The organism is Aestuariivita sp. (assembly GCF_021404545.1).
Classification (GTDB): Bacteria; Pseudomonadota; Alphaproteobacteria; order Rhodobacterales; family Rhodobacteraceae; genus Aestuariivita.
In genome coordinates this window covers 47,287-61,037 of sequence record NZ_JAAWWD010000044.1, presented here as the reverse complement: position 1 = coordinate 61,037, position 13,751 = coordinate 47,287, and the positions used below count along the sequence as shown (strand labels likewise).

Annotated in this window: 16 protein-coding genes; 8 read left to right on the top strand and 8 right to left on the bottom strand. The window is 62.3% G+C overall.

Features of this window, described 5'->3' with window-relative positions; genetic code table 11:
- The first annotated feature begins 24 nt into the window (after positions 1-24).
- Positions 25-1,680, top strand: a complete 1,656-nt coding sequence (gene ettA, locus HEP69_RS15640; protein WP_290559455.1) for an energy-dependent translational throttle protein EttA — start codon at positions 25-27, stop codon at positions 1,678-1,680.
- Positions 1,681-1,766: 86 nt separating this feature from the next.
- On the opposite strand, the gene HEP69_RS15635 is transcribed toward ettA, so the two are convergent.
- A complete protein-coding gene (locus tag HEP69_RS15635; protein WP_290559454.1) occupies positions 1,767-2,342 on the bottom strand; it encodes a transposase in 576 nt (191 codons plus the stop codon).
- Positions 2,343-2,699: 357 nt separating this feature from the next.
- Between HEP69_RS15635 and HEP69_RS15630 the strand changes: the two genes are divergently transcribed.
- The 4 genes from HEP69_RS15630 (at position 2,700) to HEP69_RS15615 (ending at position 4,485) form a co-directional block, all read left to right on the top strand.
- Entirely contained in the window at positions 2,700-2,906 is a 207-nt protein-coding gene (locus HEP69_RS15630) for a cold-shock protein (protein ID WP_290559453.1), read from the top strand.
- Between the two features lie 249 nt (positions 2,907-3,155).
- A complete protein-coding gene (locus HEP69_RS15625; RefSeq protein ID WP_290559452.1) occupies positions 3,156-3,362 on the top strand; it encodes a cold-shock protein in 207 nt (68 codons plus the stop codon).
- Between the two features lie 126 nt (positions 3,363-3,488).
- Positions 3,489-3,860 carry a hypothetical protein gene (locus tag HEP69_RS15620; RefSeq protein WP_290559451.1) on the top strand — a complete coding sequence of 124 codons (372 nt, stop codon included), beginning with the start codon at positions 3,489-3,491 and terminating at the stop codon, positions 3,858-3,860.
- A gap of 61 nt (positions 3,861-3,921) precedes the next feature.
- Positions 3,922-4,485, top strand: coding sequence for a L,D-transpeptidase (locus HEP69_RS15615; RefSeq protein WP_290559450.1), 564 nt, complete (start codon positions 3,922-3,924; stop codon positions 4,483-4,485).
- A gap of 9 nt (positions 4,486-4,494) precedes the next feature.
- On the opposite strand, the gene HEP69_RS15610 is transcribed toward HEP69_RS15615, so the two are convergent.
- The 3 genes from HEP69_RS15610 to HEP69_RS15600 form a co-directional block, all read right to left on the bottom strand.
- Positions 4,495-4,683 carry a hypothetical protein gene (locus HEP69_RS15610; protein WP_290559449.1) on the bottom strand — a complete coding sequence of 63 codons (189 nt, stop codon included), beginning with the start codon at positions 4,681-4,683 and terminating at the stop codon, positions 4,495-4,497.
- A gap of 78 nt (positions 4,684-4,761) precedes the next feature.
- Positions 4,762-5,379 carry an SOS response-associated peptidase gene (locus HEP69_RS15605; protein WP_290559448.1) on the bottom strand — a complete coding sequence of 206 codons (618 nt, stop codon included), beginning with the start codon at positions 5,377-5,379 and terminating at the stop codon, positions 4,762-4,764.
- Complete coding sequence (locus HEP69_RS15600; RefSeq protein WP_290559447.1) at positions 5,380-6,021, bottom strand: arylesterase; 642 nt, start codon at positions 6,019-6,021, stop codon at positions 5,380-5,382. It abuts the gene before it with no gap.
- A gap of 51 nt (positions 6,022-6,072) precedes the next feature.
- Here HEP69_RS15600 and HEP69_RS15595 point away from each other — a divergent pair, with 51 nt between their 5' ends.
- Both HEP69_RS15595 and HEP69_RS15590 read left to right on the top strand, forming a co-directional pair.
- Positions 6,073-6,768, top strand: coding sequence for an ATP-binding cassette domain-containing protein (locus HEP69_RS15595; RefSeq protein ID WP_290559446.1), 696 nt, complete (start codon positions 6,073-6,075; stop codon positions 6,766-6,768).
- Positions 6,765-9,293 carry an FtsX-like permease family protein gene (locus HEP69_RS15590; RefSeq protein ID WP_290559445.1) on the top strand — a complete coding sequence of 843 codons (2,529 nt, stop codon included), beginning with the start codon at positions 6,765-6,767 and terminating at the stop codon, positions 9,291-9,293. The genes HEP69_RS15595 and HEP69_RS15590 overlap by 4 nt, the downstream gene beginning before the upstream one ends.
- A 1-nt stretch (position 9,294) precedes the next feature.
- Here the strand turns inward: HEP69_RS15590 and HEP69_RS15585 are convergent, their stop codons facing one another.
- Positions 9,295-9,741 (bottom strand): Rrf2 family transcriptional regulator, encoded by a 447-nt coding sequence (locus tag HEP69_RS15585; protein ID WP_290559444.1) that lies wholly within the window; start codon positions 9,739-9,741, stop codon positions 9,295-9,297.
- A 96-nt stretch (positions 9,742-9,837) separates the two neighbouring features.
- Between HEP69_RS15585 and HEP69_RS15580 the strand changes: the two genes are divergently transcribed.
- Positions 9,838-10,407: a gamma-glutamylcyclotransferase family protein gene (locus tag HEP69_RS15580; RefSeq protein WP_290559443.1), complete on the top strand. Its 570-nt coding sequence runs from the start codon at positions 9,838-9,840 to the stop codon at positions 10,405-10,407.
- Here the strand turns inward: HEP69_RS15580 and HEP69_RS15575 are convergent.
- From HEP69_RS15575 to HEP69_RS15565, 3 genes are all read right to left on the bottom strand, one after another.
- Complete coding sequence (locus HEP69_RS15575; protein ID WP_290559474.1) at positions 10,378-11,712, bottom strand: MATE family efflux transporter; 1,335 nt, start codon at positions 11,710-11,712, stop codon at positions 10,378-10,380. The two genes, HEP69_RS15580 and HEP69_RS15575, sit on opposite strands and share 30 nt — an antisense overlap.
- Positions 11,713-11,781: 69 nt before the next feature.
- Positions 11,782-13,107 carry a glutamate--tRNA ligase gene (gene gltX / locus HEP69_RS15570; protein ID WP_290559442.1) on the bottom strand — a complete coding sequence of 442 codons (1,326 nt, stop codon included), beginning with the start codon at positions 13,105-13,107 and terminating at the stop codon, positions 11,782-11,784.
- 113 nt (positions 13,108-13,220) lie between these two features.
- Positions 13,221-13,649, bottom strand: coding sequence for a DUF1801 domain-containing protein (locus tag HEP69_RS15565; protein WP_290559441.1), 429 nt, complete (start codon positions 13,647-13,649; stop codon positions 13,221-13,223).
- Positions 13,650-13,751 lie beyond the last annotated feature (102 nt).

The window sequence follows — 13,751 nt, the reverse complement described above, 5'->3', positions numbered from 1 at the left end:
CACATGCGCGAACGGAGCACACACATGGCCGCCTATCAATATGTCTACCACATGCAAGGCGTCTCAAAGACCTATCCCGGTGGCAAGAAAACCTTTGAAAACATTCACCTGAACTTCCTTCCAGGCGTGAAGATCGGCGTTGTCGGCGTGAATGGCGCCGGTAAGTCCACCCTGATGAAGATCATGGCGGGCCTCGATACCGATTTCTCGGGCGAGGCCTGGGTGGCGGAAGGTGCGCGTGTCGGCTACCTCCCTCAGGAGCCAGAGCTTGATGCCTCCCTCAGCGTGCGCGACAATGTGATGCTGGGTGTCGCGGCGAAAAAGGCCAAGCTGGATCGGTTCAACGAGCTGGCCATGAACTATTCCGACGAAACTGCGGATGAGATGGCCGCCTTGCAGGACGAGATCGACAGCCAAGACCTGTGGGACCTGGATTCCCAGATCGACGTCGCGATGGAAGCGCTGCGCTGCCCGCCCGACGATGCGGATGTCACCAGCTTGTCGGGAGGTGAAAAACGCCGCGTGGCGCTCTGCAAGCTTTTGCTCGACGCGCCGGAAATGCTGCTTCTGGATGAGCCGACCAACCATCTGGATGCCGAAACCATTGCCTGGCTGCAACAACATCTGATTGATTACAAAGGGACAATCCTGATTGTCACCCATGATCGGTACTTCCTGGATGATATCACCGGCTGGATCCTGGAACTCGACCGTGGCCGCGGTATTCCCTACGAAGGCAACTATTCCGCCTGGCTGGAGCAAAAAGCCAAGCGCCTCGCACACGAAGCGCGCGAGGACAAATCGCGCCAGAAAACACTGGAACGCGAACTGGAATGGATCCGCCAGGGCGCCAAGGCCCGGCAGGCCAAGCAAAAGGCCCGGATCAATGCCTATAACGATCTGGCCAACCAGTCCGAGCGTGAAAAGATCAACCGCGCGCAGATCGTGATCCCCAATGGCCAACGTCTGGGCGGCAAGGTGATTGAAGTAGAGGGTCTGACCAAGGCTATGGGCGACAAGCTTTTGATCGAGGATCTGTCGTTTTCCCTGCCCCCCGGCGGTATCGTGGGCGTCATTGGCCCCAACGGCGCGGGTAAGTCGACACTGTTCAAAATGCTGACCGGGCAGGAGGCGCCCGATGGTGGTACGATCGAGTATGGTGACACCGTTCAGCTGAGCTATGTCGATCAATCGCGCGACGATCTTGTGGACAATGAGACCGTATGGGAGGCGATTTCCGGCGGCGCCGAGATCATTCAACTGGGCGATGCGCAGATGAACTCCCGCGCCTATTGCTCGGCCTTCAACTTCAAGGGCGGCGATCAGCAAAAGCCGGTGAACCTGCTTTCGGGCGGTGAACGCAACCGGGTGCATATGGCGCGTCTTCTGAAAGAGGGCGGCAATGTGCTTCTGCTGGACGAACCGACCAACGATCTCGATGTGGAGACGCTGCGCGCACTGGAAGACGCTTTGGTAGATTTCGCAGGCTGCGCTGTGGTGATCTCTCACGACCGGTTCTTCCTGGACCGCATCTGCACGCATATCCTGGCGTTTGAAGGAGACGCTCATGTGGAGTGGTTCGAGGGCAACTTCGAGGATTACGAAGAAGACAAGAAACGGCGGCTGGGACCTGACGCAGTTGAACCCAAACGATTGAAACACAAGAAGTTTGTCCGTTAGTCATTTGCTGAGCGGACGCGTACCACATCCTGTAGGGCGGGACTTGTCCCGCCACACCGCTGAATATGGGCGGGACAAGTCCCGCCCTACGCAACCTCTCCAAACACACCTGCGGGCTCTGGACCGCGCCAATCCGGCTCGACACGTCCCCGCCTGATGTCCCGGTGGATGGACGAGGGCACCCAATCGGTCGGCGTCCGGGCAAGCCCGTGTTTGACCGGGTTCATCCAGCAATACCGGATGTGGGCGTCCAAGTCCCGGCGATCTCTGCAATGATGCTCCCAAAACCGCCTCTGCCAGATACCTGTTTCACCCTTTCGTAGGGCGGGACTTGTCCCGCTACGTGTGGAAAGAGCCGGGGGCGGCGGGACAAGTCCCGCCCTACAAGCATCCCGCGAAAACTGGGCCTTGATCCGGCCCCAGCGCTGCGAGTAGTTCGGATCGTCTTCGGGCAGGCGCCATACCGCATGCAGATGGTCGGGCAACACGACAAAGGCCAGGATCTCGAACGGCCTGTCTCGCTGCGTTACCCGTACTGCCTCCCTAAGCACATCAAGATGATCCAGCAGCGCGGTCGATCCACGCTGCGCCAGGCACACGCTAAAGAAAACCGCCCCGCCCCGGCGCTTGGGTCGTCTGTAGTTCGGCATGACCGAGAGCATGGCAAATTCCTCTTAACAAAAAGTAAGACAGTTCAACGGCCTCGCGGGACATCCGGCCCGGTCTGTTCCGGCTTTCCCCGCGCATCACCCGGTCTGATGCATCCCCGTCCCCCGGATCGAGGTTTGTTTGCCAAAAACCGCTTCACCCCACCCAGCGTGAGCGATCTTTCGCAGAGCACGCAGCGTTAACTGAAAATTCCTTGCGGCATTTCCCCAAGCCTGTCATACGCTGCTGCGCTACCGTTATTCTTTATCGACCCGCTGTCTCCCTTCCACCGGCTTCAGTCTTCGATCCAGACCGACTACGCCGGGTTGTCGCACTCACGCGGACAACGCAAAACACAGGAGACCACGGATATGGCCAATGGCACCGTGAAATGGTTCAACTCAACCAAAGGCTTCGGCTTCATCGCACCTGAAACAGGTGGCAAGGACGTCTTTGTCCACATCAGCGCCGTCGAGCGCGCAGGCCTCACCGGCCTCGCCGACGACCAGAAGGTCACATATGACGTCGAAGCAGGCCGCGACGGCCGCGAAAGTGCGACAAACATCGCTCTTGCGTAAGCTTTAGACACCCCGAACGGGCGCCGACGGGACATTCCTGCGGCGCCCGTTTTACGTGTGCGAGCGGGCAAGGCTTCGCCTTGGGCGCGCATACGACTTGAAATCGTTACATTTCAGCGCAATATCTATAATCGCTATGTTTTACGACTTCGACCTGTCTCCCTCGCGGCGTTCAGTCTTCGATTTCAGACCAAACAACGCCAGGCTGTCGCACCCTGCGGGCAGCAAAACCTAAAGGAGACCACGGACATGGCCAATGGCACCGTGAAATGGTTTAACACCACCAAAGGGTACGGCTTCATTGCCCCCGAAGAGGGCGGCAAGGACGTCTTCGTGCATATCAGCGCAGTCGAAAGATCTGGACTGACCGGGCTCGCCGATGACCAAAAAGTAACCTATGAGCTGCAAGAAGGCCGCGATGGCCGCCAGAGCGCTGTGAATATCGAGCTTGCCTGAGCCTTTGATGATGTGATGTCATACGGCCCCCTCCGCTGGGGCCGTTTTTGCATATGCTACATTTCAGCGCTTCACGTTGACGCGATACCCCTCGCACGATGGCTCGCGCCATGCCACCTCCAAGCCATGAGATACCTGCCCGCGCTGCTCGCCCCCGCCGTTCTTGCCGCCTTGGCCTATGCGTTCAACCTGCCTCAATCGCTGGGCGCCCATCCCTGGTGGTCACAAACGGTGACTGTTATCGGGCTGATCCCCGGCCTCGCCCTGGCCGCTATCCTGAATCGGATAGGTCTCTCGCGTGTAACCGCTATCGCGGGGACCGGCGCTGCCATGCTTGCCGCTGGTGTCATCGCCCGCACAGGACAGACGCGCTTTGCGGCCTCCTATGCCGAGGACACGCTGGCCGGTCAGATGTGGTACTTTGGCTGGATCGCGACCTGTGGCCTTGCCGCCGCACTGGTGGCCGCCGCCCTCTGGCCCGCGCGCGCCAACCATTGATTTTCGCACGGTTTCGGTAAGAATAGAGAGCCGAAACCGCCCTTTCATGTGAGGCTCCCCCATGCTGTCCCGCCGCAATTTCCTGACCACAAGCGCCGCTGCATCGGCGGCGCTGGCCCTGCCCAATCTGGTTGAGGCCGAAGACTACATCTTTGATCCGACACCACAGGAGGTGCGCATCAAAAAGGAGTTTCTGCCCGGTGAAATCCTTGTACTGCCGAGGTCCTATTACCTTTATTGGGTGACCGAGCCACGCAAGGCGCTGCGCTATGGCGTAGGCGTGGGGCGCGCGGGCCTCGAATTCACCGGAAGCGCCACGATCGACCGAAAACACGAATGGCCCACATGGCGGCCCACTACTGAGATGATCGAACGCGAGCCACACCGCTATACCGAATTCATCGACAACAGCTACATCATGCCCGGCGGACCGGGTAACCCGTTGGGCGCACGGGCGCTCTATCTATACCAGAACGGGATCGACACCTATTTCCGCATCCACGGCACCACGCAACCCAACAGTATAGGAAGCTCTGTCTCGAACGGCTGTATCCGGATGCTCAACGCGCATGTCATTGATCTTTACGACCGAGTTCCCGTCGGCACCAAGGTCACTGTTCTGTGACGCGCCGCCTCAGAACACCACCCGCCACAGCAGAAGGCTTGGCAGCAAGAACGCGAACCCGATGCAAAACATCGCTGCCAGCTTGCCACCTCGCATATAAAGATCATCCTCGGTCATGCCACCCTCGGCCGCGATACGGGCACGCTGTTGGTCCTGTTGCAGCCTGAGCTCGGCGTCGAGATCTTCCATCCGGGACATGTCGTCTCCCCCTCTTGTCGTGTCGTCTTTGAGATGGGTCCGTTTCGACAAATGTCCACGCGACAGGCGATGATTGGCCTATGGGTCCTCCCAGTTCACGTTGGTTGCCTCCTCAACTCTCAGTGATCCATCGGGCCAGGGCCGCATCAGCGCGGCCACGTCCTGCGGTGATCCGCTGAGCCAGAGCGGGATGCGCACCGTTTCCAGAATGACCGCCATGCGGTGATGAATGTCGCGCACATCCGCACTGGGCTCGCAGGTCACAGCCGCCAGTTGATGCAGACGCGTCCCTCCCGGCGCCGTCCAGATGTCGGTTATCGCGGCGAACCACAAGAACCCACCGTCCTGTGGCGTGATGCGCCATGGCGTTTTGCGCCGCCGCTCCCCGGTCCACTCGTACCAGCCGTTAACGGGCATCACCGCGCGTCCGGTTCCGGCATAGGCCGACTTATCGAACAGCGTTTCAGAGCGGGCGTTGATGATCGTCTCCATCACCGGGCGACCGCGTGCGTTGACCCGACCCACCGGGATCATCCCCCAACGCATGCGGCTTAGACCTTCGGATGTCAGCGCGACAACCTCCTGCCCGGGTGCGATGTTCTGGCGGGGCGCTTCATCCGCGACCGGCGCGGGCGAAACACCCAAGGCCGCGGCCAGCTCCGCGATCGGCGCGGTGAGAAAAACCCGCCCGGGCATTCACCCCTCCCCGGTGCGCGTGATCAAGTCCAAAACAGAGGGTCCGATCCCTTCGACGATCCGGGCCACCCCCGCGGCATTGGGATGAATGCCATCGCTTTGCATCACATCGCCCAACATCGCCGGGTTATCCGCGGCCTCGCCAAGGCCCACAAAAAAGCTAGCCAGGTATAGCGTTCCATAAGCCTTGGACAGTTCCGGGTAAATCGCGTCGAAAGCGGCCTTGTAGTCAGGTCCGTAATTGTTCGGGGCCTCGATCCCGACCAATAATACCTCGACGCCTTGCGCCTGCGCAGTGCGAAGGATCGCCTCGATGTTGGCGCGGCTCGTCTCCGGGTCGACCCCGCGCAACAGGTCATTGCCCCCCAGCGCCACGATCATCGCATCGACATCGGGCGTCAGTGTCCAGGCCACGCGGGCCGCGCCACCTGCGGTCGTATCGCCCGACACACCTGCGTTGATCAACGTGACATCCACCTGCCGCGCGTCCAGCCAGCGTTGCAGTTGCGGCACGAACCCGTCCTCTTGCACCAACCCATATCCCTGGGTCAGACTGTCACCCAATGCGGCGATTGTGACACCCTCTGCCCGGGCCGCGACGGCCGAGACCAGCAAAACAATCAAAACCCACGCCTTGCGCATATCGTGTCACGCTCCATATCCATCAGCAACGCGGACCCGAAATATGGACCCATGTCTGAAATTATACTCTCCCTTAAAGATGCCTCTTTATCGCTGGATGGCAATGCGGGCCGTGTGGATATCCTCCACCGCATCACCCTGGATGTGACGCGCGGCGACACGCTGGGGCTCATCGGGCCGTCCGGCTCTGGCAAATCCTCGCTCTTGATGCTGATGGGCGGGCTGGAGATGGCCACGAGCGGCACGATCACCGCACTGGGGCACGATCTGACGGCGATGGATGAGGATGCCCTGGCGCGGTTTCGCCGCGATCATATGGGCGTCGTGTTCCAGTCCTTTCACCTGATCCCGACGATGACCGCTTTGGAAAATGTCGCGACGCCGCTGGAATTGGCCGGTCACGCCGATGCCTTTGAGCGGGCCGAGGCCGAACTGGAGGCCGTTGGCCTGGCGCACCGCGCGGGCCACTATCCCACCCAGATGTCGGGCGGCGAGCAACAGCGCGTGGCGCTTGCGCGCGCTTCGGCGCCGCGCCCCGACATCCTGCTGGCGGATGAACCCACCGGCAACCTCGATGCGGCCAACGGATCGGCGATCATGGACCTGCTCTTTGATCTGCGGGACAGGCACGGCGCGACCCTGGTTCTGGTGACCCATTCGCGCGCTCTGGCCGCGCGCTGCAACCGCGTGATCCGCCTGCGCGATGGCCGGATCGACGATACCGCCATGCCAGAGGCCGCCGAATGAGCCTGCGCATCGCCGCCCGGTTCGCCCGGCGGGAACTGCGCGGCGGTCTGTCGGGCTTTCGCATCTTTCTGGCCTGTCTCGCCCTGGGCGTGGCCGCCATCGCTGCGGTGGGCACCGTGCGCGCCTCAATCGAGGCAGGATTGGCCCGCGAGGGGGCCTCCCTTCTGGGTGGCGACGCGCAGATGGAGTTCACCTATCGCTTTGCCTCCGAGGCCGAGCGGGCCTGGATGGCCGACACCGCGCGCACCGTCTCGGAGGTGACCGATTTCCGCTCCATGGCGGTGGTCGACAGTCCCGACGGTCCCGAACGTGGGCTCACACAGGTGAAGTCCGTCGATGACGCCTATCCGCTGATCGGAGAGGTCGGACTGTCGCCCGATATCCGGCTCGACACCGCACTGGCGGGCGAAGACGGCCTGCCAGGGGCCGTGATTGAGCGGGTCCTCATCGACCGGTTGGGCATGGAGATCGGGCAGACCTTTCGCCTGGGCACCCAAGAGTTCATCCTGATGGCAGCCCTGGTCCGCGAACCTGACAGCGGCGCCAGCGGCTTTGGTCTGGGCCCGCGCAGCATCGTACGAACCGAGGCGCTTGCGCAATCGGGGCTTTTGGAGCCGGGCACGCTCTTTTCAACACAATACCGCCTGGATCTGCCGCCGGGCGCGGATCTGGCTACCCTCGCGGCCGAGGCACGGACCCGGTTCGAGGAAAGCGGCCTGCGCTGGTCGGATGCGCGCAACGGGGCGCCGGGGATTTCGGAATTCGTCGACCGGCTGGGCGCATTTCTGGTGCTTGTCGGCCTGTCAGGACTGGCTGTGGGCGGTGTCGGTGTCTCTGCGGCCGTGCGGGCCTATCTTGCGCGCAAGACCTCTGTCATCGCCACATTGCGCACGCTGGGCGCGGATCGGGCCACGATCTTTCAGACCTACTTCCTGCAAATCGGGGCGCTGTCTTTGGTCGGGATCACAATTGGCCTGATCCTGGGGGCAGTGATCCCGGTCCTTCTGTCACCCATCATCGAGGCGCGTCTGCCCATACCGGCGGCCTTTGCGATTTATCCTGCCCCACTGTGGGAAGCCGCGATCTATGGCCTTTTGACCGCGCTGATCTTTACCCTCTGGCCATTGGCCCGCACCGAAGAGGTGCGCGCTGCCACGCTGTTCCGCGATGCGCTGTCGACCGCGAAACTGCTGCCACCTCTGCGTTATCTGCTGGTCACAGCGCTGGGGCTGGCACTGCTGATCGGGCTGGCGGGACTGTTCAGCGAGGCGATGACGCTGACGCTCTGGACGGCTGGCGGGATCGCCGGGTCGCTGGCCCTGCTGGCCGTTTCGGCCATCGGGATCCGCGCCCTCGCCCGCCGCTCCGGCCGGGCCGCGCGGGGCCGCCCCGCCTTGCGCTGGGCGCTAGGCGCGATCAGCGGCCCGCGCGAGGGGGCCGCCTCGGTCGTGCTGTCGCTGGGGTTGGGCCTCTCGGTTCTGGCAGCGGTGGGTCAAATCGACGGCAACCTCCGAAACGCCATTTCCGGCGATCTGCCAGAGGTCGCACCGTCGTATTTCTTTGTCGACATCCAGCGCGACCAGATGCCTGGCTTTACCGAGCGGCTGACAAACGATCCCGCCGTCTCGCGCGTTGAAAGCGCGCCGATGCTGCGCGGCATCATCACCCGAATCAACGACCGCCCCGCGCGTGAGGTGGCGGGCGGGCACTGGGTCCTCGAAGGCGATCGCGGCATCACCTATTCCGAAGAGATGCCCGACAACACCCGGCTGACCGCTGGGCAGTGGTGGGAACCGGGCGACCAAGGCCCGCCACAGATCAGTTTCGCCGCCGAAGAGGCGCTGGAGATGGGCATCGGCGTCGGCGACACGCTGACGGTCAACATCCTGGGCCGCGATATCACGGCCGAGATCACATCCCTGCGCGAGGTCGATTTCTCCTCCGCCGGTATCGGGTTTATCATGTCGATGAACCCCGCAGCACTTGCAGGCGCGCCGCACAGCTTTATCTCGACCGTTTACGCCGAAGAGGCGGCGGAGGCACAGATCCTGCGCGATCTGGCCGGGCAATTTCCCAATATCACAGCGATCCGGGTTCGGGATGCGATCGACCAGGTGACCGACCTGCTCGCAGGTCTGGCCGCGGCAACATCCTATGGCGCGGCCGCTACGTTATTGACGGGCTTTCTGGTCTTGATCGGCGCGGCTGCGGCGGGCGAAGGCGCGCGCACGTATGAGGCGGCCGTGCTCAAGACCCTGGGCGCGAACCGGGCCCGCATCCTGCGCAGCTTTGCGCTGCGCGCCGCAATTCTCGGCGCGGCGGCAGGCCTCGTGGCGCTGGCCGCGGGGATCGGCGGCGGCTGGGCAGTGAGCTATTTCGTGATGGATACCGGGTTCGACATCATCTGGCCGTCCGCCCTCGGGATCGTGGGAGGCGGCGTGCTGGCCACGCTGCTGGCTGGCCTGGCTTTTGCCTGGAGGCCCCTGGCCGCACGGCCCGCCCAAGTGCTCCGGGCGCGCGAATGATTTAGCGCGTGCAGACCACGGGATTGAGGATTTTCAGCAACGCACCGTTGTCGCAAACCAGCGATTCCAGCGTGATCTCATCCAGATGCGCGTAAAATGCCTGGGCTGCATCGGCCAGAGCCAGCTTGAGTCGGCATGCGTTGACCAGCGGACAGGTATTGTCGGCATCCGCAAAACATTCGGCAATCGGAAGATCCCCTTCGACATCGCGAAATACATTCCCGATGACGATATTGCTGGCGTCGCGGGCCAGGGTCATACCCCCGTTCCGCCCCCTTTGCGTATGAAGATAACCTAATTGACTCAATTGGTTAATCACTTGAGCGAGGTGGTTCTCGGAAATGTTGCAGATCTTCGCAATCTCTGATTTGGTCACCAACCGATCCTGGTTGGCGGCACAAAACATCAGCAGTCTGACGGCTATATTGGTTCGTTTGGTAATGCGCACGAACGTTGTCCTCTCTCCGACCGGATGGAGTACGGTTGCATATTCACAGAAATGATTGTTTGACATACATCAATACAGCGCAAGGAAAGATTTTGCATGTCCGCCCCTTATTTTTTTGGCTATGGCAGTCTTGTGAACCTGGCCACGCATGATTTTCCCGGCCCTCACCCGGCCCGGCTCACGGGCTGGAGACGTGCGTGGCGGCACACTGATTTGCGCCCGGTGGCCTTTTTGACGGCAATCCCGGATCCCGATTGCGAGATAGACGGGATGATCGCGCATGTACCGCACGATGACTGGCAGGCACTGGATGCGCGCGAATGGGCCTATGACCGGGTCGCGGTGACGGAGCGCGTCGCACATCCCGTCAAAGACCCGGTCGAGATCGCGGTCTATGCGGTGCCCGAAGACCGCCACACGCGGCCAAGCGAGGAGTATCCGATCCTGATGAGCTATCTCGATGTGGTCATCCAGGGCTATCTCCGCGCTTTTGGTGTGGAGGGTGTAGAGACGTTTTTTGACACGACCGACGGCTGGGGGTCGGTCATCGTGAATGACCGCGCGCGCCCGCGTTATCCCCGGCATCAGGTGCTGAGCGCCGAAGAAACCGCCATTGTTGACGACCATCTGGCGCGGCTATCTGCGGTGATAAAACATCTGGAATAGGCGAGCCTGCGGAAATCCAGGGGCGGCCTCGTCTGACGGGCCGATGCCGCGCATGACACGGGCGGCCAGGATCATGCTGAACACGCCAAAGATCACCCCACCCACCGCCTGACCGATCAGAACGCCGGGCGCGCCCAACCAGGCCGAGAATGCAATCACCAGAGGGATCGTGCCCAGCGTGTGCCGTCCCCAGTTGATCCAGGTCGAATAGAACGGCTTGCCCAGGTTGTTGAATCCGGCATTTCCCACGAAAATCACCCCGTTGAAAAAGAATACCAGCGCCAGCGGGCCACAGAACAAAAACACCAGCTCACGCGTGATACCGGTCGCACTGAAAAGCGCGGCAATCGGCTCGCGCAGCACAAACAACGCCCCCGACATTGCCAACACCACGATAGCCACAAAGACGAGCGCCGCCCGGTAGGTTTCGCGCACCCGCGCCGTGTCATGCGCTCCGTAATTTTGGCCGATGATCGGTCCGACCGCGCCCGAAAGCGCAAAGATCACGCCAAAAGCCACCGGGGTCATCCGCGCGACAATGGCCAGGCCGGCCACCGCCGCCTCCCCATATTCGGCCATGGCGCGAGTGACATAGGCCTGCCCGACCGGTGTGGCAAGCTGGGTCAGGATCGCGGGTACGGCGATGGCCAGAATCGGCCGCAGATCCAGCGCCATGCCCGCAGGGTTGGGTCTGGAAAACCCACCGTGATGCTTGAGGATCGGCAACAGCGACGTGGCCGCGATCACCAGCCGCGCCGCGACCGAGGCAAGCGCCGCCCCGGTCAGCTCCAGATCCAGACCAAAGATCAGGATCGGATCTAGGACGGCGTTGACCCCTCCGCCATAGATCGTGGCCATCATCGCGCGCCGCGCATCGCCATGCGCGCGCAGGATTGCGCCCCCCATCATGCCCACCAGCAGGAACGGCAGCGAGGGCACGATGATCTGGAGATACCAGACCGCAAGCGCGGCGGTCTCTCCGGTGGCGCCCAAAAGGCTGACCAAGGCTCCGAGGTTCAGCCAGACCAGCCCAGAAAAAAGGATGCCGAAAACCACCCCGAAGATCAGCGCATGCGTCGCGCGCTCCCGTCCCTGCTCAAAGCGCCCGGCGCCCAGTGCGCGCGCCACCAGAGCGCCTGCGGCGATGGCCATGCCGATGCCAAAGGAGCTGGTGAAAAACAGGATCGCACCGGCATAGCCCACCGCCGCTGCGAGCTCGGACTTGCCCAGCATGGAGATGAAGATCATGTCGACAAAGTCGACCAGAAACACCGCCATCAACCCGACCGAGGCGGTCAGCGACATGACAGAGACGTGCCGAAAGAGATTGCCCGTCAGAAACTTGGCATTGGCCTGGGTGCTCACCCTGCCACTCTAGTCGCGGGCTTTGACCACCTGCAAGAGCGGCATCACCGCACTCATATCCGGACCATGGCTCTGACCGGTGAGCGCTTTTCTGAGCGGCATGAAGAGGCCCCGGCCCTTTCGGCCGGTCGCCTGCTTGACGGCAGTGGTCCAAGAGGCCCACGTATCGGCGTCGAAGGGACCATCGGGCAGTAGGGCCAGCGCCTGGGCCACGAAGTCCTTGTCTTCATCGTCGATCACCGGATCGGCCCCGTCGCGAAAGAGCGTCCACCACCCCGCCAGATCGTGCAGCGTGGTGATGTTGTCGCGTGTCACGGTCCAGAATTGTGCGGCCAGATCGTCTGGCACGCCAACCTCGCGGATCTGATCGGCGACGGCCTCCAGCGGCAGGCCATGCAGGTAGCGCGCGGTGAGCGGGAAAAGATCGTCCTCATCGAATTTCGTGGGCGCCGACCCGAAGCGGGAGATGTCAAACCCGTCGATCAACCCGGCCATCTCGGTCCTGAGCTCCACCGGGTCCGACGATCCGAGCCGCGCCAGCAGGCTGAGCAGTGCCATCGGCTGCACGCCGCGCTCCCGCAGATCGCGCAGGGCAAGCGTGCCCAGCCGTTTCGACAGCGCCTCTCCCTGCGGGCCGGTCAGCAGCGAATGGTGGGCAAACCGGGGCACGGTGCCGCCCAGCGCCTCGATGATCTGGATCTGCGTCGCGGTGTTGGTCACATGGTCCGATCCGCGCACCACATCCGTCACGCCCATCTCGGTATCGTCAACCACCGAAGCCAGCGTATAGAGCACCTGACCATCCTGGCGGATCAGCACCGGATCGGAGACGGAGGCCGCGTCGATGGAGATATCGCCCAGAATACCGTCGGCCCAGTCGATGCGCGCGTGATCGAGTTTGAACCGCCACACGCCCTGTCCCCGCTCGGCCCGCAGGGCATCGCGTTCCGCCTCTGATAGCGCAAGGGCGGCACGGTCATAGACCGGCGGCTTGCCCATGTTGAGCTGTTTCTTGCGCTTGAGGTCCAGTTCGGTCGGGGTTTCAAACGCTTCGTAGAACCGGCCCATCTCGCGCAATTTATCGGAGGCCTCGGCATAACGGTCGAGGCGGTCGGACTGGCGCTCGACCCGGTCCCAGGTCAGGCCAAGCCACTCGAGATCGGTCTTGATGCCGTCGACATAGTCTTGCTTGGAGCGGTCCGGGTCGGTGTCGTCGATACGCAGGATGAACGTTCCGCCCGCTTTTCGGGCAATAAGATAGTTCATCAGCGCCGTGCGCAGGTTGCCGATATGGAGATATCCGGTAGGCGAGGGCGCGAAACGGGTGGTGGTCATGGGGGTGTCTCCTGTTGGCGCGCTCTTGTCACACGGGGGGGTATTTGTCCAGCGACGGGGGTGAGGGGCCAGCCCCTCACACTCCCCGGGAATATTTTTGGCCAGAAGAAGGATCAGGTCGGGTCTATCCGCCAACGGGTTGCCAAATCGTCAAGGCCCACGCGGATCAGTTCGGCCAGAACGTTGGTATCCACATCCGTGAGCCTGTTGATGTAAAGGCAGGATTTGCCGGTCTTGTGTTTGCCCAGGCGTGTGAGAATCTGCGAGAAATCGGCATAGCCGGGCAAGATGTAGATGCTCAGCGCCGATTTGCGCGGCGAAAAGCCGGTGGCCAGAAACGACCCCTCGCGCCCGCTTGCGTAGCGGTATGCGTAGCGGCCGTATCCCACAATGGACGGCCCCCACATTTGGGGCTGAAAGCCGGTCACGGACTGAAAGAGCCTATCCAGCGCCAGCCCATCAATGCGCCGCCGCTCGGGCGTGGCGGCATTGAGGAATGCCGTCACATCGGCACCGGTCGGAAAGGTATTGGCTTGGCTCATCGCGGGAATATTACCATGAGCCGGGGCGTTTTGGGGCCCATTTCTTGCCCCCGCGTGGCATAGATCGTCACAGGGGCTAGTTGCCCCGTCAGAATTCATGTC